Source organism: Alistipes sp., assembly GCF_020026455.1.
Classification (GTDB): domain Bacteria; phylum Bacteroidota; class Bacteroidia; order Bacteroidales; family Rikenellaceae; genus Alistipes.
Genome location: NZ_JAHHQJ010000010.1, coordinates 1 through 19,066, shown reverse-complemented (window position 1 = coordinate 19,066; position 19,066 = coordinate 1). Strand labels below are relative to the sequence as shown.

The following is a 19,066-nucleotide window of genomic DNA, read 5'->3' as shown; positions in this document are numbered from 1 at the left end:
ATGAAACAAAGACTCGCAATACTGGGTTCGACCGGCTCGATCGGCGTGCAGACGCTCGACATCGCCCGCGAGAACCCCGGCCGATTCGAGGTCCGCGTCCTCACGGCCAACCGCAACTGGGAACAACTGGCCCGGCAGGCCCGGGAATTCGACGCCGACGCGACGGTGATCGCCGACAAACAATACTACGCGCAGCTGCGCGACGCGCTCGCCGGAACCGACATCAAAGTGTATGCCGGGGAGGAGGCCGTGGCGCAGGTCGCGGCTGGAGGAGGCACAGATGTGGTGGTGAACGCCCTGGTGGGATATGCCGGGCTGGCACCCACGGTGGCTGCCATCGAGGCGGGCAAGAAACTCGCTCTGGCCAACAAGGAGTCGCTCGTGGTGGCCGGCGCCCGTGTGATGCCGCTGGCCCGGGAGCGCAAGGCTCCGGTGATTCCGATCGACTCGGAGCATTCGGCCATCTTCCAGTGTCTCGTGGGCGAGCGCGCTCCGGTCAGAAGACTGATCATCACGTGCAGCGGCGGCGCATTCCGCGACTTCCGGGCCGAAGAACTGGCGAACGTGACCGTAGAGCAGGCGCTGCGCCACCCCCAGTGGGACATGGGCGCGAAAATCACGATCGACTCGTCGACGCTCGTGAACAAGGGATTCGAGGTGATCGAGGCACACTGGCTGTTCGGGACTCCGGCAGACCGGATTTCGGTGCTGCTCCACCCGCAGTCGATCATCCATTCGATGGTCGAATTCGAGGACGGGGCGATCAAGGCTCAGTTAGGGACGCCCGACATGCGGCTGCCGATCAGTTTCGCGCTGCTGTATCCCGACCGGGCGAACCGTCCCGGCGAGCGGTTCAACTTCCTGAACCATCCGCAGCTGACCTTCGCCGAGGTAGACCGTGTGAAATACCCGGCGCTCGACATCGCCTACGACTGTCTGCGGCGCGGCGGCACGGCGGCCTGCACAATGAACGGAGCCAACGAGGTGGCTGTGGCGGCATTTCTGGCCCGTCGGTGTGCATGGCTCGACATCGTGCGCGCCATAGGCTACGCCTTGGAGCACGCCGCATTCGTCCCCTCGCCCACCCTGGCCGATTATGCCGAAGCGAATGCCGAAGCCCGTGCGCTGGCAGCCGAATTCCTGAAACTGTAAACTCATTCCGACATGGACATTATCGTAAAAATCATTCAGTTCTTCCTCTGTTTCACCATCCTCATCGGCATTCACGAGATGGGGCACTTCATTATGGCGCGGGTGTTCAAAATCCGCGTCGAGAAATTCTACATCTTCTTCGACCCGTGGTTCTCGCTCTTCAAATTCAAGCGCAAAAACACCGAGTACGGTCTGGGATGGCTGCCGCTGGGAGGCTATGTCAAGATCGCAGGAATGATCGACGAGTCGATGGACAAGGAGTATCAGAAACACACACCGCAGCCCTGGGAATTCCGGTCGAAACCCGCCTGGCAGCGGTTTCTGGTGATGATCGCCGGCGTGGTGATGAACGTCGTGCTGGCGGTGGCCGTCTACATCGGCATCTGCTACACGTGGGGAGAAACCTATTTCTCGAACGCTGATGCCAAGATCGGCTACAGTTTCAACGAAGCCGGGCACCGCCTCGGATTTCAGGACGGAGACCGTTTCGTGACGATTGACGGCGAAGAGGTGGACAATGTCAACAAGATCATCAACTCGCTGCTGATCACCGAGTGCGACCGCAGCGTCGTGGTCGAGCGCAACGGACAACAGGTCGAACTGATCCTCCCGCTCGACGAGCTGATCGCCATGCGCCAGCAGAAGGGATACGAAAACCTCCTCATGCCCCGCATCCCCTTTCTCATCGACAGCGCCGTGGCTCCGAGCGTCGCCCAGCTGCGGCGGGGCGACGAGATCGTAGGCATCGACAACGTCTCGGGTCTCGATTTTGCGGGCTACGCCCAATACCTGAAGGCCCATGCCGGGGATTCGGTCCTGCTGAAGGTCCTGCGCGAAGGGGGCATGCGCTTTGAATTCAAGGCGCCCGTCCAGGAGCAGGGAACGATCGGGGTAATCCGCAAGGGACTCACGCTGCGCACGCAGAAATATACGCTTCTGGAGGCGATTCCGGCCGGTATTCACCAGACGGGCAAGATGATCTCCTCCTATTGGGACCAGCTGAAGATGATCGTGCAGCCCAGGACCAAGATGTATGAGGAGCTGGGCGGATTCATCTCCATCGGCAGCATCTTCCCCTCGACGTGGAACTGGCAGGACTTCTGGATGAAGACCGCCTTCCTGTCGATCATCCTCGCGGTGATGAACATCCTGCCGATTCCGGGACTCGACGGCGGGCACGCGATCTTCACCTTCTGGGAGATGATTTCGGGCCGCAAGGTGAGCGACAAGGTGTTGGAAGCCGCGCAGTATGTCGGGTTGATCATCATCCTGTTCCTGCTGCTCTACGCCAACGGAAACGACGTGTACCGCTTCTTCATCAAATAAGGGAGGAGCCGATGGCAAACCGAACTGCGGAAAAAACGGAGGCCTGCGCCGCGGCACTGCGGAGGAACCATTTCGAGGTCGAAGTGGTGAGGGATGCCGAAGCGGCCGGCGCCCTGATGAAGGCTGTCGTGGAGGCCGAAAATCCGCAACTCATGGCGTTCGGCGACTCGATGACGATGCGCGAAACAGGGATTGTCGAGTGGCTGCGGAGCAACGGAAGGCTGACGCTGCTCGACGGATTCGACGCCTCGAAACCCTACGACGAACGGCTGGAGATACGCCGCCGCGCGCTGTTGTCGGACCTTTTCATCACGGGCGTGAACGCCCTGACGGAGCAGGGAACGCTCCATTGGCTGGACAAGGTGGGCAACCGCATCGCACCGGTGGCATTCGGACCCCGGAAGGTGATCATCGTGGCGGGACGCAACAAAATAGTGGCCGACCGCAACGGGGCCGAGGAGCGCATACGTCGGATCGCGGCACCGCAGAACGTAGCACGACACCCCGGATCCCGCACTCCCTGTGCCAAAACGGGCATCTGTGCGGACTGCAACTCGCAGGACCGCATCTGCAACACCCGGATGGAGATGCTGCGGTGCTGGCCCGACAAGCGGGTGCTGGTAATACTGATTGACGAAGATTTGGGATTATGACGAAAAAACTGAAATACGGCGCGGTCGGCCTGCTGTTGCTGGCGGCCGCCTGCGGAGACGATTCCGACGCTTTTTACACGACGGTCTATCCCGTCGTGCGCGTCGAGGCCGAAATAACCCTCCCGGGGCCCGACCCGGATCCGACAGACCCGACGGACCCTTCGAAGCCGGAGGGGCCGGAAAAGCCGGAAGGACCGGAGAAGCCAGAGGGGCCCTCGGGGCCGGAGACGAAGGGCGGGGAGGTCGAAACGAACCCCGCAATCGAGCGGATCAAGGCCGAGATCGAGGCGGCGGCTCCCGTGAAGGCGGGCGGAAGCTACATGCTGGAATTCACCAAATACAACGGCGGGCGTCTGTGGATCAGGCAGACTGCGGAGGCGGAGCCGCTGCGGAGCATTTTCTTCAAGAACCCGGGCACGGCCGACATCCTCGTCATCTGTCCGGAACCGGCGATGGAATACACCTGCACCCTCTCGGCCTACAAGGCCGAGGACGGCACGAGCAAGGCCCTTCTGACGGTCGACCTGACCGAAGAGTACAAGGCCCGCTATCCCGAGGTCGGAATCACGAAGGCCGTGCGCCGAGAGTACACCTCGGCAAACGCAAAATAGGAGGACTATGGCAAAGGTCAAGAAGGCTTTTTTCTGCAAAAACTGCGGGTTCGAGGCCCCGAAATGGCTGGGGCGATGCCCCTCGTGCGGCGAATGGAACACGTTTACGGAGGAGATCATAGCCCGTGAAAGCGGTTCGGTACCGGCCACTGCGGCGGGTCCCCTGCCCGCGGCGAAGCCTCAGAAGGTGAAGGATATACGCGAAAGTGAGCACATCCGTCTCGACTTGGGAAATGCCGAGGTAAACCGCGTATTGGGCGGCGGCATGGTCCCGGGGTCGCTGGTCCTCGTGGGCGGCGAACCGGGAATCGGCAAATCGACGCTCTCGCTGCAGATCGCACTGGCGGCAAACGGTCTGAAAACCCTCTACGTCTCGGGCGAGGAGTCGGCCGAGCAGATCAAAATGCGCGCCGCACGCATCGGAATCGGCAACGACGAGTGTCTGATCTATCCCGAAACCCTGCTGGAGAACATCGTCACGCAAATCGCCGAGCACCGTCCCGATCTGGTGGTGATCGACTCGATACAGACGATCTACACCGATCTGCTGGACTCATCGGCAGGCAGCGTGTCGCAGATCCGCGAATGTGCGGCGACACTGCTGAAGTATGCCAAATCGACCGGAACCTCCATCTTCATCATCGGCCACATCACCAAGGACGGGTCGATAGCCGGCCCCAAGATCCTCGAACACATCGTCGACGTCGTCCTGCAGTTCGAGGGCGATAGCAACAACGTCTACCGCATCCTGCGGGGCATCAAGAACCGGTTCGGGGCAACGTTCGAAATCGGGGTTTTCGAGATGCTCGACGCCGGACTGCGGGGCGTCGACAATCCGTCGGAAATCCTGCTGACACACTATGAGGAGCCGCTGAGCGGCATCGCCGTGGGCGCATCGGCCGACGGAGTGAGGCCCTATCTGATCGAGGTGCAGGCGCTGGTGAGCGCCGCGGCGTACGGAACACCCCAGCGATCGACGACCGGATACGACGCCCGGCGCATGAACATGCTCCTGGCCGTACTGGAGAAACGAGTGGGAATGAAGATGTTCCAAAAGGACGTTTTCCTGAATTTCGCGGGCGGATTCAAGGTCGCGGATCCGGGGCTGGACCTCGCGGTTGTGGCGGCGGTGATCTCGTCCTACTACGACCGTCCCGTGGCCGAGGGCGTATGCTGTGCCGGAGAGATAGGTCTCTCGGGCGAAGTGCGCCCCGCACCCCGGACCGAACAGCGCATCAGCGAAGCCGCAAGGCTGGGCTTTCGGCGCATCATCGTGTCGGGATACATGCCCAAAGGAGGCAAGCGCCCCAAGGGAATCGAAATCGTACCGATAAACAGCGTAGACCAACTCCCGAAAGCCCTGTTCATCGCCTGACGGGAGCAAGCCTTGGACCGCAGCACAGCCGAAATTCCGGCCTGACGGGAACAAGTCTTGATCTGCGGGACAGCCGGAATTCCGGCCAGAGGAGAGCAACGAAAAGCCTCCGCGGCCGGATTTTTCGTGTTGTGGAACAAAAATTGCTCTCCTTCCCCGAAAAAAGGAAGAAGATGCAAAAGAGAATAGTCGTACTGGGCGGCGTGGGATTCATCGGCTCCCACCTGTGTCTGCGTCTGTTGAACGACGGGCACGAAGTCTTCTGCGTGGACATCCGAGATGCCGCCGATTCGCCGCTGCTGCGCGACATGCCGCAGCATCCGGAATTCCGATACGTCCGCCACAACATCGTCAACGCATTCGGCATCCGATGTGACGAAATCTACAACCTCGCAGCTCCCTCGCGCGTGCGCTACAACAAAGCGCTGCCCGTCGAGTCGCTCAAGGTCAGTATTCTGGGTTCGATCAACGCCCTCGACACGGCACGCGCGGAGCATGCCCGCATCCTCTACGCATCGAGCGGGGACATCTACGGAACCGGGCACGGCGACACCCCGGGCACGGCCGCAAGCGGATGCGCGACACACCGCATCCTCGCCGAAGGCAAACGGGCCGGCGAGGCCCTCCACCGCGCCTATCAGTATGAATTCGGAGTCGACACCCGCATCGCACGCATATTCAACACCTATGGCAGCGGCGCCAACCTGATGGACCAGCGCGTGGTGATGAAGATGATCGTGGCGGCATTGCAGAACCGCGACATTCCGATAAACGGCAGCGGCGAGCAGCTGCGGACCTTCAGTTGGGTGGAAGACGTCGTCGACGGACTGGTGCGGCTGATGGAGGCCCCGCCCGCGGAGATGACACGCACGGTGAATTTCGGCAGCAGCCACGAGGTGACGATCCGATCGCTGGCCGAAAAGATCATAGCCCTGACGGGCAGCCGATCGCGCATCGTCCACACTCAGGCACGCATCGACGACATGCGCCGCCACATGCCCGACATCTCGGCGACACGGCGCGACCTGGACTGGGCTCCCCGCACACCGCTCGTCGAAGGGCTGAGGCGCACGATCAGCTACGTCGAAAAGGAACTTGCGGACAAGAACTACGCGGGAATATCGTGGGTCGAAATGAACTGATCGGAAGAGATGACCACAACGGACTTTGACAAGATCATCTGGCGGGAGGCGCTGACTCTCGTGGAGTTCTTCGCCTCCTGGTGCGGGCCGTGCCGGATGATGGTGCCGGTCATCGACCGGTTTCGGGTGCGGATGAACGGCCGGGTCGACATTTACAAAGCCGACATCGACGACCCCGCGATGCGGGAGATCATACGCCGCTACAACATCATGTCGGTACCCACGCTGATGTTCTTCTGCCGCGGAGAGGTATTGTGGCGCGAGAGCAGCCGCCTGGACTACGAACAGCTGACCAACGTGCTGGACGAACTCGAAAAACGCCGACAGGTGATGCAGCCCTAAACCTCCAGTCGCCAGGCCAGCTCCTCGTGGACGCAGTCTTCGGCAGGGAGCTGACCCAGAGAGCCGGCCGCGCGGAGAACCGCCTGCCGGCTCTCTTCATCCTGCGTCCCGACGGCCGTGAACAGCGCCACGGCTCCATGAGCCAGCAGGTGCGCTTCCGGGATGCAGGCCGCAGCGGCCTCGTGCACGGCGGCAGCAGCCGGAACGGCCCACGTCAGGGAAGGGTGCGGAACACGGGCTGCAGCCATCAGGACCGCATACTGCCGCAGCCATCCGGCATCGGGCGCAATCCACGCTGCAAACAATTCGGGGAATGCCCCGATGCGGCTCAGCAGCGCGAAGGCGGCCTCCGCGGCGATCTCGGAATTGAGAAGCCCGTCGCCCCAGAAGGCGAACTCACCGGGTGTAAGGCGTGCCGGATCGGCGATGTGCAGCGCGGCAAGGCGCAGGCAGCGGACATCCTGCAGCCAGAGGTATTTGGCGAAATCGTGGTCGGTGCCCTCGGCACGGGCCAGAGTACGGAGTGTCGGCAGGCTCACGCCGAAATTCAGGCCGCAGGATGCGCCGTAGAAGCGCATCGAGTCGGCAACGGCGCCGTTGCGCTCGCGGCGGAAGGCCCCGAGCAGCGCCGACATGCGGGAGGTGAAATCCATCGGCGGGTTATTTGCGCCGCGGCAGGGCGACGTTGATCGTACGGCCGAATTCGAAGACCGGGAGCACGGCACGGGCATACTCGCGGTTACCCGAGACGACGATGCAGGTCGAGGGATCGGCCACGCGGCACGTAACGACCGAACTCTCCCTGGGAGCGGCTTCGAGGTCGCTCTTTGCGGCTCCCGAAGGTTCGATCAGCAGCAGCACGATGTCGCCCGAAAGGTCTGTATCGGGAAGAAGTCCGGCTTCCCGGCTGAAGCGGCAGACGATATATTGTTTCTTATCGGCCTGCGGGTAGACCACATAGCGGCGGGTCTCGGTCGAGACGACTCGCTTGCCGAGAAACAGCTCCAGGTAGTTCTGCTCCAGGCGGTCGATCTCCTCCAGCGCAGCCTTCAGCCCTTCGCCAAAGACATTCTCGCCGGCTTCGCCCGTGACCAGCTCGATGCGGTGGCGGCGCAGGGCGAAGATCTGTGTGGCAGCAGCACGCGCGGCGTCCTCCAGTGCGGGGGTCGTCATGTCGGTCTTGTCCGCCTGCAGGCGCGCGAACTCCTCTTCGGAGGCGATGTGCGACTGCACACGGGTCGAGGCCGCAGCCGGAGCCGTGGCATTGAGGTAGGTGTCGCCGTCGAGCAGGGCGATCTGCGCCCCGGTGACGTTCCACGTGTTCTTGTCGGTCAGCGGAGCTCGCACCCCGAGGTATTTCTGCGCATAACGCGCATAGGGACCGCTCAAGGTGACGTCGTGCTCGACGGTGACGTCGACGGCGAGGATCGTGCGGGGCTGGGTGACCGTAAGGCCTCCGGCCGTTTCGTTGACTCCCTGAAGGGCGATGTATGGGTTCTGGGCCGAGATGCCGCCCGAAAGCAGCAGGGCAAATGCCAAAAGTCTGAATTTCATGGTCCGAAAATTTTATTGCGGTTTCACAAATGTAACTTATTTTCGCGTGCCGTCAAAATTTCAGGTAAAAATCGCGGGTCAGGGCGCGGTATTCGGGTGTATAGCACTCGTGCTCTCCCGTGCCGACGATCAGTTGCGAGACCTCGGACGCCGCGGCGGCAAGATCGGCGCGGACGAACTCCATCAGCGCCCGTTTGGCCGGGTGACGGGGCGTGGTGCACACGTCGGTGCGGCGCACGAGGGCCAGGCGGCCGGCACAGAGGGCCCGAAAGCGCTCCGCCTCGGCTGTGGGAAGGATGACGGCAAAGCGACCTTCGGGAGCCAGCAGGCGAAGAACGGCGTCGCGGAGGTCGCCGAAGGGCAGGTGCACGGCATGGCGGGCCGCCGTGCGTCCCCGGTCGGGGCAAGTGAGCGAGTCGACGAAAAACGGCGGGTTGGAGACGATCAGATCGAACGGATCGGGCGACACGAACTCCTGAACGGGGCATTGTGCGAATGTGACCCGCCCGCCCCAGGGCGAAGCGTCGGCATTCTCGCGGGCCTGACCGACATCGTCGATGTCGACGCCCGTGACACGGGCCTCCGGGGCCCGCTGGGCCAGCATCAGGGCGATCAGTCCCGTGCCGGTGCCGATGTCGAGCAGCCGCCGTTCCTGCGGCCGCACGGTGGCCCATGCACCCAGCAGGACACCATCGGTACCGACCTTCATCGGGCAGCGGTCCTGGCGGATGGCGAATTGTTTGAAGCAAAACATCTTTTCACGAACAGGTTCAAAGGCTAAAAGCCGGTTGTCAGCCGTCCGTCCATGCCTGCGCCGAACAGCGAAAAATCATAGCGCGCGGGGTCCTCCGCATCGAACGTGCGCAGGGTCGCCGTCAGTTCCTCGACGGCTCGCCAGTCGTTTTGCCGGCGGCCGAGCAGTCCCAGGGCGCGCGCCATCTCGCCGACATGCACGTCCAGCGGCAGGTAGAGGGCCGACATCGGAATACGCCGCCAGAGCCCGAAGTCGACGCCCCGGTCGTCGCGCCGCACCATCCACCGCAGATACATGCACAGCCGCTTGCAGGCCGCGCCGCGCTCGACGGACGAGAGGTGTTTCTCGCAGTGCGGAGCGTGATCCCCGGCAAAAAACTCGCTTCGGAAATCGGCCAGCACGGCGGGAATGCTCCGCGTGGCCTCATAGCGTGTCTCGAAGAAAGGACCGATGCCCCCGTAGCGTTCGCCGAGGCGCCGCAGCGCCAGCACGAAATCGCGCAGGTCCCCGCCGTTGAATGTGCGGTGGACGTAGGAGGAGAGCTGGGCCAGTTCGCGCTCCGAGGCGTTGCGCACGAAATCCGCCGGTGCGTCGTCCAGGAAGTGCATCAGGCGGAAGCCGTTGCGGACAATGGCCTTACGGTTGCCCCAGGCGATGGTGGCGGAGAAAAATCCCGAGATCTCGCGGTCGGCAGGGTCCGTATAGCGGTGCGGGACCGAAATCGGATCGTCGGCAATGAAGTCGGGGCTGTTGTATTTGTCGTGGAGCGCATCGAGCAGCTCCTTCAGATCGGAGGGGGTCATGGTATGCGGAATATTCGGAGCAGGGAATCGGAATTCGAGAAGGACGGGGATCGGCTGGCCGGCTGAGGCTGCGGTCGGCATGCCGGAAGCGGGTTATCCGCATCAGCAGTGCGGTTGGCCGGCGGAGGTTGCAGTTGGCATGCCGGAAGCAGGTTGTCCGCGTCAGCGGGCCGGTTGGCCGGAGAGGATCAGGCCGTCGGACATGGTGATCTTCCGGTCGGCCATTGCGGCGAGGTTTTCGTCGTGGGTTACGATTACGACGGTCTGACCGAGCCGGTCGCGCAGGTCGAAGAACAGGCGGTGGATCTCGTCGCGGTTGTGCGAGTCGAGGTTGCCCGAGGGTTCGTCAGCCAGCAGCACGGCGGGGGAATTGACCAGCGCACGGGCGATGGCCACGCGTTGCTGCTCGCCGCCCGAGAGTTGGCCGGGTTTGTGGTCGCGACGCGCTGCAAGGCCCATCATATCGAGCAGCTCCGCGGCCCGGCGTTCGACATCGGCACGCGGACGGCGGCCGATCAGTCCCGGGATGCAGACATTCTCGAAGGCAGTGAACTCCGCAAGCAGGTGGTGGAACTGGAACACGAAACCGATGCGCTCGTTGCGGAACTGCGACAAGGCCCGATCGCCCAACGACGAGACGGCGCACCCGTCGATCTCCACAAGCCCGCCGTCGGGGCGCGACAGCGTGCCGATGATCTGCAAAAGCGTGGTCTTGCCAGCGCCGCTGGCCCCCACAATGGAGACAACCTCGCCCCGGGCCACGTCGAGCGAAACGCCTTTCAGCACCTCCAGGCTGCCGAAACGCTTGTGTATGTCGACAACATGTATCATTGGCGGAAGAAATTGAACAGTTTGACCGTATCGACCGCTTCCCGCACATCGTGGACGCGGAGAATCGACGCTCCCTGGCGTAGGCTCTCCCAGTTCAACGCAACGGTGCCGGCGAGCGACTCGGCCGGAGTGGCATTGAGGACCTTATAGATCATCGACTTGCGCGAAAGACCCGCCAACACCGGGTAGCCCAGTGCGCAGAGGCGGTGCAGACCCGCAAGAAGGGAATAGTTCTGCTCGGTGGTCTTGGCGAAGCCGAAGCCCGGGTCGAGGATGATGTTTTCACGCCGGATGCCCGCGGACAACATCGCCCCGGTGCGGCAGCGGAAATAGTCGACGACCTCGGTGACGATATCCCGCCGGTAGTCGGTCTGCGACTGCATGGTTTGCGGTGTGCCCTTCATGTGCATGGCGATATAGGGCACGTCGAGGTCCGCGACGACGGAAAGCATCGCAGGGTCGAGTTCCCCGGCCGAAATGTCGTTGATGACAAGCGGCCCGAACATGGCGACAGCCTTAGCCGCGACCTCGCTGCGGAACGTATCGACCGAGACGGGCAGGTCGGGAGCCAGACGACGCACCGCCCCGATGCCCAGCTGCACGCGCCGCCACTCCTCGTCGGCAGGGACTTCGTCGGCCCCCGGACGCGAGGAGTAGCCCCCGACGTCGATCAGCTGCGCCCCTTCGGCCACGGCTTCACGGACGCGGCATTCGATGGCCGCGGCATCCGGCGTGCGGCTACCGGCATAGAAAGAATCGGGGGTGACGTTGAGAACAGCCATCACCCGGGGCGAGGAAAAATCAATGATCATGGCCTTCGTGGTTGAAAATCCGGTGCAACTCCGCAACTGCGGGGTCGAGATCGGACTCGAGAATATTGACAAGGGTATAGTCGGCTCTGGCGCTCAGGGTATCGTCGTCCATCTGGGCGGCGATGCGGAGGCGGACCTCCCCCGGGGTACGCCCGTCGCGGCGGCAGGTGCGCTCGATGCGCAGCTCCTCGGGGGCGAGGACGGCAACCGTACGGTCGACGCAGGCATCGAAGCCCGCATCGAAGAGAAGGGCGCTTTCGAGAATCACATAGGAGCCAGCCTGACGCGCGAACCACGCCGCGAAATCGGCCCGGACGGCCGGGTGGACGATGGCATTCAGGTCGGCCAGGGCCCGGTCATCGGAGAAGACCCGCCCGGCAAGGTAGGAGCGGTTCAGGATTCCCTCCGCATAGGATTCGGCTCCGAAACGCTCCGTGATGCGTCTGCGTAACTCCGCATCCTCCGTCATCAGCCGCTTGGCCGCGGCGTCGGAGTCATAGACCGCAACGCCCAAACGGGCGAAAAGACGGCAAACCGTGCTTTTGCCGCTGCCGATACCGCCTGTGATGCCGACCTTGATCATGAGTTGCGGGGAACGTCGATTTCGGGAATATCCCCGATGGAAATGATCTTGATGTCGCTGAAGCGCGGAGCAAGGGCGTTTTGAAGCGACTGGGGGTCGATGATGAGTTTTCCCTCGTGCCCCACTTCATACGAACGCACTGTCTTGAGTTCCGAAAGCGGAATGCGCAGCGTCTTGTTCATATAGACCCGGTAGCCGAAAAGATTCGTACCGACGCCCTCGACCACACAGGTGACCTCGAAAGGCTGTCCGTCGACACTCACCTTCACGGTCTGCTCGGTGGTGTACGTATAGCTCAACTTCGCGATATACCACAGGATGAACGACGCGACGAGCAGAGCCAGAAAAACCGGCGATACGTAGCGGTGCATCCATTTCAACCAATTCTCCATCATGGGAACCTATAATAATATCTGTATGACAAAGATAGTGCAAGGCAAGTGCAATATCAAATTTATTTTGCCCATTGCCCGGCCGCGGCCTGCGCAGGCAGGTCCCGGTGCGTCCGCAAAGATAGTGCAACCCGGGCGCAATGCCAAATTTATTTACAAAAACGGACCGCCCCCGGAGGTGCGGTCCGTTTTTGTCGGATCGGAAGCCGGTCCGTTACTTCTCAGCGTCGGTCTTGGCGCGCTTCGTCATCAGATCGTAAGCGATCGGCGTCGCGAGGAAGATCGTGGCGGCCGTACCTACGACCACTCCGATGATCAGCGCGAAGATGAAGCCGCGGATCGTCTCGCCGCCGAAGAAGAAGATCGCCAGAAGCGTCACGAGCGTCGTGCCCGAAGTGTTGATCGTACGCGACAGCGTCGAGTTGATGGCGTTGTTCACGTTCTCCTTCAGGTTGCGCTTCGGGTAGAGACCCAGGTACTCGCGGATACGGTCGAAGACAACCACCGTATCGTTGATGGCATAACCGATGATCGTCAGGATCGCGGCGATGAACGCCTGGTTGACCTCAAGGTTGAAGGGCAGCAGACCGTAGAACATCGAGAAGATACCGATGATCAGCAGGGCGTTGAAGGCCAGGGCTGCCGTGGCACCCGAAGCCCACTGCCAGCGCTTGAAGCGGAACGTGATGTAGAGACCTATGGCGATGAGCGAGAAGAGCACCGAATAGATGGCATTCCACGTCATGTCCTTGGCGATCGAGGGACCGATCTTGTCGGCCGTCAGGATACCATTGGCGTCGGTCTGCGTATTGCGGAACTGCTCGAAGGTGATGTCGTAGGAGTAGAGCGGCTTCAGAGCATCGTAGATGATCTGCTCAACCTCCGAAGTAGCCTCGTCCGACGTGTCGTCGTAGCGGTACTGGGTCACGATGCGCATCTGGTTCTCCTTGCCGTACTGCTTCACCTCGGAACTGATCGACGAGGCATCGGCATCGGCAAACTGCGAGAAGGCTTTCTCCACATTATGACGGACCTCTTCGGCCGAAACGGGCTTGTCGAAGCGGATCACATAGGCACGACCGCCGGTGAACTCGGCACCGAGGTTCAGACCGCGGGCGAAGAACGACACGCACGACAGAACCATCAGGCCTGCGGCGATGTAGTAGGCCATTTTACGCTTGGCGATGAAGTCGACGCGCGTGTTATTGAGGAAGTTCTCCGACCAGCGGCGCGAGAAGGAGATGTGGCCCCATTTGCCGACGATCCACTCGATCAGCAGACGCGTGATGAAGATGGCGCAGAAGAACGAGGTGATGATACCGATGATCAGCGTCGTGGCGAAGCCCTGGACCGGACCGTTACCGAAGATGAACAGCACGATACCCGTGATGATGGTCGTCAGGTTACCGTCAATGATGGCCGAGTAGGCCTTCGAGAAACCGTCCTTGATGGCCAGCGAAAGACCCTTGCCGCCGCGAAGCTCCTCCTTGATGCGTTCGTAGATGATCACATTCGCATCGACGGCCATACCCATCGTCAGCACGATACCCGCGATACCCGGAAGGGTCAGCACGGCACCGAACGATACCAGAACGCCCATCAGCAGGAAGACGTTGGTCAACAGCGCAACGTCGGACATCCAGCCCGCCGTCTTGTAGAACAGACCCATGTAGAGCAGCACGAGGATGAAGGCGATCACGAACGAGATCATACCGGCGTTGATCGACTCCTGGCCCAGCGAAGGACCTACGACCGTATCCTGGATGATCTTGGCCGGAGCGGGAACCTTACCCGAGTTGAGCACGTTGGCAAGGTCCTTGGCCTCCTGGATGGTGAAATCACCGGTGATCTGCGACTGTCCCTTGTCGATCTTCGAATTGACGCGGGGAGCCGAATAGACATATCCGTCGAGAACGATGGCGATGCACTTGCCGATATTCTCGCCCGTCATGCGCGCCCACTCCTGCGTACCTTCGGCGTTCATGGTCATCGAAACCTCGGCCGTAGCGCCGCGCTGGGCGTACTGCTCGATGGCTTCCGTGACGACCGAGCCGTCGAGCGGAGCCTTGCCGTCGGGCGTCGAAACCTTGATGGCATAGAGGTAGAAGCGACCGTCGATCTTGTCGTCGCCCTTGACGCCCCACTTGAACAGGATGTCGGCGGGGAACAGCTCGCGGATGGCCGGACGGGAGAGGTACTCGTCGACGGCGGCCATGTCGGCCTTATAGGCGGCTCCGATCGAGGCGCCGCCGGCAAAACGGGGATTGAGAACAGCAAAGAGCGGGTTCTGGGCCTGATCGAAGTTGCCTTCCTGAACGGTCGTCTCGGCCGTGGCTGCCGAATCGGCGGCGCCGACCTCGGCGATCAGGCCCTCGGCCCCGCCGGCAGGAGTCTCACCGGCAGCGGCCTCAGTTGCGGCTTCAGTTGCGGCTTCGGGGGTAACGACGGGCGTCTGCGCCAGTTCGTTCTTGAGGAGTTTGTCGGCTGCGGAAAGCGCGGGGAAGATCTCGTTGGCGTCGTAGGTCGTCCAGAACTCCAACGAAGCGGTTCCCTGCAACAGGTCGCGGACACGCTGCGGCTCCTTCACGCCCGGAAGCTCGACCAGAATGCGGTGCGAGTTCGGAAGGCGCAGGATGTTGGGCTGCGTAACGCCGAAGTGGTCGATACGGCTGCGCAGCACGTTGAACGACGCGCCGATGGCTGCCTCGGTCTCCTTCTTGAGGATCTTCTCGACATCGGCATCCGAACTTTCGAGCGTGATGTCCTTACGGTCGGGGCTGACGAAAAGCTCGGCAATGGGACGACCGTTCGAAAGACGCGAATAGGCCTTGACGAAGTCGGAAATATAGTCGGTCGAAGAGCCTTGTTTCATCGCCTCGTTGGCCACGCCGATCGCCTCGATGAAGGCCGGGTCGTTCTGGCTGTCGCCGGCAAGGGCCTTCACCACATCCTCGACCTGGACCTCCAGCATGACGTTCATACCGCCCTTGAGGTCCAGACCCAGGTTCAGCTCCTTCTCCTTACATTCCTTGTAGGTGAACTTGCGGAAGCCCAGGTTGTAAACCGGCAGGTTCTGCACCGAATCGAGGTAATGCTGTTCGGCCTCGTCCTGCTGGTCGAGGGGGAACTGAGCGGCATAAGCGGCCGCCTTCTTCTCTACGCCACGCGTCTTGAACGTAAACGAGAGCTGATAAACACACGCGAGAGCCAACAGGACCGCAATGAGTTTAATAAAACCTTTACTTTGCATTTGAGTGAAAAATAGTTATTGTTATTTAGTTGTAATTATTGTCATTACACACAATAGCATGCAAAGATAGAAAAAAGAATTAAATAATGCGGTCCCGGAGGGGGGGAAATTGCCATTTATCTGTCAATTCAAGTCATACGAGGCCCTTAAGGGTCGCATCGCGACGCCCGAAAGAGGCTACGCATGGACGGATCGCCCGCCCGTTTTTTCGACCCGGACAGGCGCAACGGCGGAACCGAATGGCAAAAAAATCCGTACTTTTGGAGCCGAATGCTGAAATACACCCAATACAAATACCATCTCGCGGCGCTCTTCACGGTGACCGTATGGGGCACGACGTTCGTCTCGACGAAGGTCCTGATCGCCAACTCGCTCACTCCGGCGGAAATTTTCCTGATCCGCTTCGCGCTGGCCTATCTCTGCATACTGCCCTTCGCGGGAGGGCGCATGAAGGCCGCAAATCTGCGCGACGAACTGCTGCTGGCCGCCGCCGGACTGAGCGGAGGTTCGCTCTACTTCCTGACCGAAAACATGGCTCTGGAGTACGCTCCGGCATCGAACGTTTCGCTGATCGTCTGCACGGCACCCGTATGGACCGCCGTGGCGATGAGTCTCTGCTACCACGGCGAGCGGATGTCGCGGCGGCAGATCGCAGGCTCGGCGCTGGCATTCGCGGGGATGATACTCGTGGTGCTCAACGGCCATTTCGTGCTCCGCCTCTCGCCGCGGGGCGACATGCTGGCTCTCGCGGCAGCGATGCTATGGATGGTTTATTCGCTGGTGATCAAACGCATCGGAGACCGCTACCTCGCGATCTTCATCACCCGGAAAGTCTTTTTCTACGGTCTCGTGACGATCCTCCCGATCTTCGCCTTCCGGCCTTTCGATGCAGGCTGGGAAGTGTTATCGCGGCCCGTCGTATGGGGCAATCTGCTCTTTCTGGGCGTCATAGCTTCGATGCTCTGCTACGTGCTCTGGAACGCCGCGATGCTCCGGCTGGGAGCCGTCAGGACGACCAACTACATCTATTTCAACCCGCTGGTGACGATCGTCGCGGCGGCGCTCTGCATCGGCGAGCGGATCACACCCGCCGCTTTGACCGGAGCGGCGCTGATTCTCTACGGGATGTGGCGGGCGGAGAAGGAGCCGGAAAGAAAACGGTAACGCCGCAGCGGTTTGCCGCCCGGAAGATCGCCCCGGGCAAAAAAAGAGCGCGGATCCTTGCCGGATCCGCGCTCTTCACGTTATGACGGGCAGGGGTCTCCCCCACCCCGGGGTTTTATTTCACCTCCTCGAACTCCACATCCTCGGGCTGCTCGCTGCCGCCCTGCTGGCCGCCGGCGGTCGACTGCGACTGCTGGCCGGCATCGGCTCCGGGCTGCGCGCCCTGCTGTGCCTGCTGCTGCGCGTAGATGTCCTGCGAAGCGGCCTGCCATGCGGCGTTAAGCTCGGCCATAGCCGTATCGATGGCGGCCACATCGGCGTTCTTGTGCGCCTCCTTCAGTTTGCCCAGGGCGCTTTCGATGGCGGCCTTCTTGTCGGCGGGGAGTTTCTCGCCGTACTCCTTGAGCTGCTTCTCGGTCGTGAAGATGTTCGAGTCGGCGGCGTTGATCTTGTCGATACGCTCCTTCTCGGCCTTGTCCTTCTCCTCGTTGGCCTTGGCCTCGTCGCGCATGCGCTGGATCTCCTGCTCGGTAAGTCCCGAAGAAGCCTCGATGCGGATCTTCTGCTCCTTGCCCGTGCCCTTGTCCTTGGCCGAAACGTTCAGGATACCGTTGGCGTCGATGTCGAACGTGACCTCGATCTGCGGCACACCGCGCGGTGCGGCGGGAATGCCGTCGAGGTGGAAGCGGCCGATCGACTTGTTGTCGCGGGCCAGCGGACGCTCACCCTGGCAGACGTTGATTTCGACCGAAGGCTGGTTGTCGGCAGCCGTCGAGAAGGTCTCCGACTTGCGCGTCGGGATCGTCGTGTTGGCGTCGATGAGCTTCGTCATCACTCCGCCCAGCGTCTCGATACCCAGCGACAGCGGCGTGACGTCGAGCAGCAGCACATCCTTCACCTCGCCCGTGAGCACGCCGCCCTGGATGGCGGCACCGATGGCTACAACCTCGTCGGGGTTGACCGAACGGTTCGGGGTCTTGCCGAAGAACTCCTCGACGATCTTCTGGATCGCAGGAATACGCGTCGATCCGCCCACGAGGATCACCTCGTCAATCTGCGAAGCGTCCAGACCCGCATCACGAAGCGCCAGTTTGCAGGGCTCGATGGTCTTGCGGATCAGGTGGTCGCACAGCTGCTCGAACTTGGCACGCGTGAGCGTCATCACCAGGTGCTGCGGAATGCCGTTGACGGGCATGATATACGGCAGGTTGATCTCCGTGGTGGTCGAGGACGACAGCTCGATCTTCGCCTTCTCGGCGGCCTCCTTCAGGCGCTGCAGGGCCATCGGGTCCTGACGCAGGTCGATCTGGTGCTCGGCCTTGAACGACTCGGCCATGTAGTCGATCAGCACGTGGTCGAAGTCATCACCGCCCAGGTGCGTATCACCGTTCGTCGACTTCACTTCGAAGACTCCGTCGCCCAGCTCGAGGATCGAAATATCGAACGTTCCGCCACCCAGGTCATACACGGCGATCTTCTGGTCGCTCGACTTCTTGTCGAGACCGTAGGCCAGGGCGGCCGCCGTCGGCTCGTTGATGATGCGGCGGACCTTCAGACCGGCGATCTCGCCCGCCTCCTTCGTAGCCTGACGCTGCGAGTCGGAGAAGTAGGCCGGAACCGTGATCACGGCCTCCGTAACCTCCTGGCCCAGGTAGTCCTCGGCCGTCTTCTTCATCTTCTGCAGGATGATGGCCGAAATCTCCTGAGGCGTGTACTGGCGTCCGTCGATGTCCACGCGCGGGGTGTTGTTGTCGCCCTTGACGATGGCATAGGGGGCACGGACAATGTCGGACGAAACCTTGTCGTAGGTCTCACCCATGAAACGCTTGATCGAGAAGACCGTGCGCTTGGGATTGGTGATCGCCTGACGCTTCGCAGGGTCGCCGACCTTACGCTCGCCCTCGGCCGTAAAAGCCACGACCGAAGGGGTCGTGCGGTGTCCCTCGGAGTTGGGGATTACAACAGGCTCGTTGCCCTCCATCACTGCCACGCAGGAGTTCGTGGTTCCTAAATCAATACCGATGATCTTTGCCATAATAGTACTATAGTTTTAATTGTTTCTTTTTCGGGTTCGTATCCGCCGGTCCGGGATTTTGCCGACTCCGGCCGCCGGTTACGCCCTCGAACCAAACAAAGGTCGTGCCGATCGGCAATCCCTGCCAAATTGTCAGCCCGATGGCAGAAAAATGCCATACATCGGGCGGTTGTACGCCCTTTTGTCACCCGACAAGGGCCTCCCGCCACCCACAAAGGGACAGGCGGGCGGCATCCGATCAGGGGAAGGGCGGCATTTCGGGGTTTGAGCGGAGAGGGGTTCGGGGG

General features: G+C 61.6%; 18 protein-coding genes. 8 read left to right on the top strand and 10 right to left on the bottom strand.

Annotated elements, in window-relative coordinates:
• The 7 genes from QZ460_RS06940 to QZ460_RS06910 all read left to right on the top strand — a co-directional run bounded on the left by QZ460_RS06940 (position 1) and on the right by QZ460_RS06910 (position 6,601).
• Positions 1-1,152 carry a 1-deoxy-D-xylulose-5-phosphate reductoisomerase gene (locus QZ460_RS06940; protein ID WP_290540849.1) on the top strand — a complete coding sequence of 384 codons (1,152 nt, stop codon included), beginning with the start codon at positions 1-3 and terminating at the stop codon, positions 1,150-1,152.
• 12 nt (positions 1,153-1,164) lie between these two features.
• Positions 1,165-2,478, top strand: coding sequence for an RIP metalloprotease RseP (gene rseP, locus QZ460_RS06935; protein ID WP_290540848.1), 1,314 nt, complete (start codon positions 1,165-1,167; stop codon positions 2,476-2,478).
• Between the two features lie 11 nt (positions 2,479-2,489).
• A complete protein-coding gene (locus QZ460_RS06930) occupies positions 2,490-3,131 on the top strand; it encodes a lactate utilization protein (protein WP_290540847.1) in 642 nt (213 codons plus the stop codon).
• Positions 3,128-3,742, top strand: coding sequence for a hypothetical protein (locus QZ460_RS06925; RefSeq protein WP_290540846.1), 615 nt, complete (start codon positions 3,128-3,130; stop codon positions 3,740-3,742). The genes QZ460_RS06930 and QZ460_RS06925 overlap by 4 nt, the downstream gene beginning before the upstream one ends.
• 7 nt (positions 3,743-3,749) lie before the next feature.
• Positions 3,750-5,117 carry a DNA repair protein RadA gene (radA, locus tag QZ460_RS06920; RefSeq protein WP_290540845.1) on the top strand — a complete coding sequence of 456 codons (1,368 nt, stop codon included), beginning with the start codon at positions 3,750-3,752 and terminating at the stop codon, positions 5,115-5,117.
• A gap of 173 nt (positions 5,118-5,290) precedes the next feature.
• The gene (locus QZ460_RS06915) at positions 5,291-6,259 is read left to right on the top strand and encodes an NAD-dependent epimerase/dehydratase family protein (RefSeq protein ID WP_290540844.1); all 969 of its coding nucleotides are present in this window, start codon (positions 5,291-5,293) and stop codon (positions 6,257-6,259) included.
• 9 nt (positions 6,260-6,268) lie between these two features.
• On the top strand, positions 6,269-6,601 hold the full coding sequence (locus QZ460_RS06910) for a thioredoxin family protein (protein WP_290540843.1): 333 nt from the start codon (positions 6,269-6,271) through the stop codon (positions 6,599-6,601).
• Here QZ460_RS06910 and QZ460_RS06905 read toward each other — a convergent pair.
• The 9 genes from QZ460_RS06905 to secDF form a co-directional block, all read right to left on the bottom strand.
• The gene (locus tag QZ460_RS06905; RefSeq protein ID WP_290540842.1) at positions 6,598-7,254 is read right to left on the bottom strand and encodes a DNA alkylation repair protein; all 657 of its coding nucleotides are present in this window, start codon (positions 7,252-7,254) and stop codon (positions 6,598-6,600) included. The two genes, QZ460_RS06910 and QZ460_RS06905, sit on opposite strands and share 4 nt — an antisense overlap.
• Before the next feature lie 7 nt (positions 7,255-7,261).
• Entirely contained in the window at positions 7,262-8,155 is an 894-nt protein-coding gene (locus tag QZ460_RS06900) for a DUF4831 family protein (protein ID WP_290540841.1), read from the bottom strand.
• 52 nt (positions 8,156-8,207) lie between these two features.
• Positions 8,208-8,909: a methyltransferase gene (locus QZ460_RS06895; RefSeq protein ID WP_290540840.1), complete on the bottom strand. Its 702-nt coding sequence runs from the start codon at positions 8,907-8,909 to the stop codon at positions 8,208-8,210.
• A gap of 23 nt (positions 8,910-8,932) precedes the next feature.
• On the bottom strand, positions 8,933-9,712 hold the full coding sequence (locus tag QZ460_RS06890; protein ID WP_290540839.1) for a TIGR02757 family protein: 780 nt from the start codon (positions 9,710-9,712) through the stop codon (positions 8,933-8,935).
• 162 nt (positions 9,713-9,874) lie between these two features.
• Positions 9,875-10,543 carry an ABC transporter ATP-binding protein gene (locus tag QZ460_RS06885; protein WP_290540838.1) on the bottom strand — a complete coding sequence of 223 codons (669 nt, stop codon included), beginning with the start codon at positions 10,541-10,543 and terminating at the stop codon, positions 9,875-9,877.
• Complete coding sequence (folP, locus tag QZ460_RS06880) at positions 10,540-11,325, bottom strand: dihydropteroate synthase (protein ID WP_290540909.1); 786 nt, start codon at positions 11,323-11,325, stop codon at positions 10,540-10,542. Before folP ends, QZ460_RS06885 begins: the two co-directional genes overlap by 4 nt.
• A gap of 19 nt (positions 11,326-11,344) precedes the next feature.
• A complete protein-coding gene (coaE, locus tag QZ460_RS06875; protein WP_290540837.1) occupies positions 11,345-11,938 on the bottom strand; it encodes a dephospho-CoA kinase in 594 nt (197 codons plus the stop codon).
• Positions 11,935-12,330: a hypothetical protein gene (locus QZ460_RS06870; RefSeq protein WP_290540908.1), complete on the bottom strand. Its 396-nt coding sequence runs from the start codon at positions 12,328-12,330 to the stop codon at positions 11,935-11,937. The genes coaE and QZ460_RS06870 overlap by 4 nt, the downstream gene beginning before the upstream one ends.
• Before the next feature lie 214 nt (positions 12,331-12,544).
• Positions 12,545-15,580, bottom strand: coding sequence for a protein translocase subunit SecDF (gene secDF, locus QZ460_RS06865; RefSeq protein WP_290540836.1), 3,036 nt, complete (start codon positions 15,578-15,580; stop codon positions 12,545-12,547).
• Positions 15,581-15,850: 270 nt separating this feature from the next.
• On the opposite strand from secDF, the gene QZ460_RS06860 reads away from it, so the two are divergent.
• Positions 15,851-16,744, top strand: coding sequence for a DMT family transporter (locus QZ460_RS06860; RefSeq protein ID WP_290540835.1), 894 nt, complete (start codon positions 15,851-15,853; stop codon positions 16,742-16,744).
• Positions 16,745-16,859: 115 nt separating this feature from the next.
• Here the strand turns inward: QZ460_RS06860 and dnaK are convergent, their stop codons facing one another.
• Positions 16,860-18,779 (bottom strand): molecular chaperone DnaK, encoded by a 1,920-nt coding sequence (gene dnaK, locus QZ460_RS06855; protein WP_290540834.1) that lies wholly within the window; start codon positions 18,777-18,779, stop codon positions 16,860-16,862.
• Positions 18,780-19,066 lie beyond the last annotated feature (287 nt).

Bases quoted from the DNA above. Each gene is read 5' to 3' on its own strand.
- QZ460_RS06905 (WP_290540842.1), bottom strand. From the start codon at position 7,254: ATGGATTTCACCTCCCGCATGTCGGCGCTGCTCGGGGCCTTCCGCCGC.
- QZ460_RS06900 (WP_290540841.1), bottom strand. From the start codon at position 8,155: ATGAAATTCAGACTTTTGGCATTTGCCCTGCTGCTTTCGGGCGGCATC.
- QZ460_RS06885 (WP_290540838.1), bottom strand. From the start codon at position 10,543: ATGATACATGTTGTCGACATACACAAGCGTTTCGGCAGCCTGGAGGTG.
- QZ460_RS06895 (WP_290540840.1), bottom strand. From the start codon at position 8,909: ATGTTTTGCTTCAAACAATTCGCCATCCGCCAGGACCGCTGCCCGATG.
- coaE (WP_290540837.1), bottom strand. From the start codon at position 11,938: ATGATCAAGGTCGGCATCACAGGCGGTATCGGCAGCGGCAAAAGCACG.
- QZ460_RS06930 (WP_290540847.1), top strand. From the start codon at position 2,490: ATGGCAAACCGAACTGCGGAAAAAACGGAGGCCTGCGCCGCGGCACTG.
- QZ460_RS06925 (WP_290540846.1), top strand. From the start codon at position 3,128: ATGACGAAAAAACTGAAATACGGCGCGGTCGGCCTGCTGTTGCTGGCG.
- dnaK (WP_290540834.1), bottom strand. From the start codon at position 18,779: ATGGCAAAGATCATCGGTATTGATTTAGGAACCACGAACTCCTGCGTG.
- folP (WP_290540909.1), bottom strand. From the start codon at position 11,325: ATGGCTGTTCTCAACGTCACCCCCGATTCTTTCTATGCCGGTAGCCGC.
- QZ460_RS06915 (WP_290540844.1), top strand. From the start codon at position 5,291: ATGCAAAAGAGAATAGTCGTACTGGGCGGCGTGGGATTCATCGGCTCC.
- QZ460_RS06890 (WP_290540839.1), bottom strand. From the start codon at position 9,712: ATGACCCCCTCCGATCTGAAGGAGCTGCTCGATGCGCTCCACGACAAA.
- QZ460_RS06860 (WP_290540835.1), top strand. From the start codon at position 15,851: ATGCTGAAATACACCCAATACAAATACCATCTCGCGGCGCTCTTCACG.
- QZ460_RS06910 (WP_290540843.1), top strand. From the start codon at position 6,269: ATGACCACAACGGACTTTGACAAGATCATCTGGCGGGAGGCGCTGACT.
- secDF (WP_290540836.1), bottom strand. From the start codon at position 15,580: ATGCAAAGTAAAGGTTTTATTAAACTCATTGCGGTCCTGTTGGCTCTC.
- rseP (WP_290540848.1), top strand. From the start codon at position 1,165: ATGGACATTATCGTAAAAATCATTCAGTTCTTCCTCTGTTTCACCATC.
- QZ460_RS06870 (WP_290540908.1), bottom strand. From the start codon at position 12,330: ATGGAGAATTGGTTGAAATGGATGCACCGCTACGTATCGCCGGTTTTT.
- radA (WP_290540845.1), top strand. From the start codon at position 3,750: ATGGCAAAGGTCAAGAAGGCTTTTTTCTGCAAAAACTGCGGGTTCGAG.
- QZ460_RS06940 (WP_290540849.1), top strand. From the start codon at position 1: ATGAAACAAAGACTCGCAATACTGGGTTCGACCGGCTCGATCGGCGTG.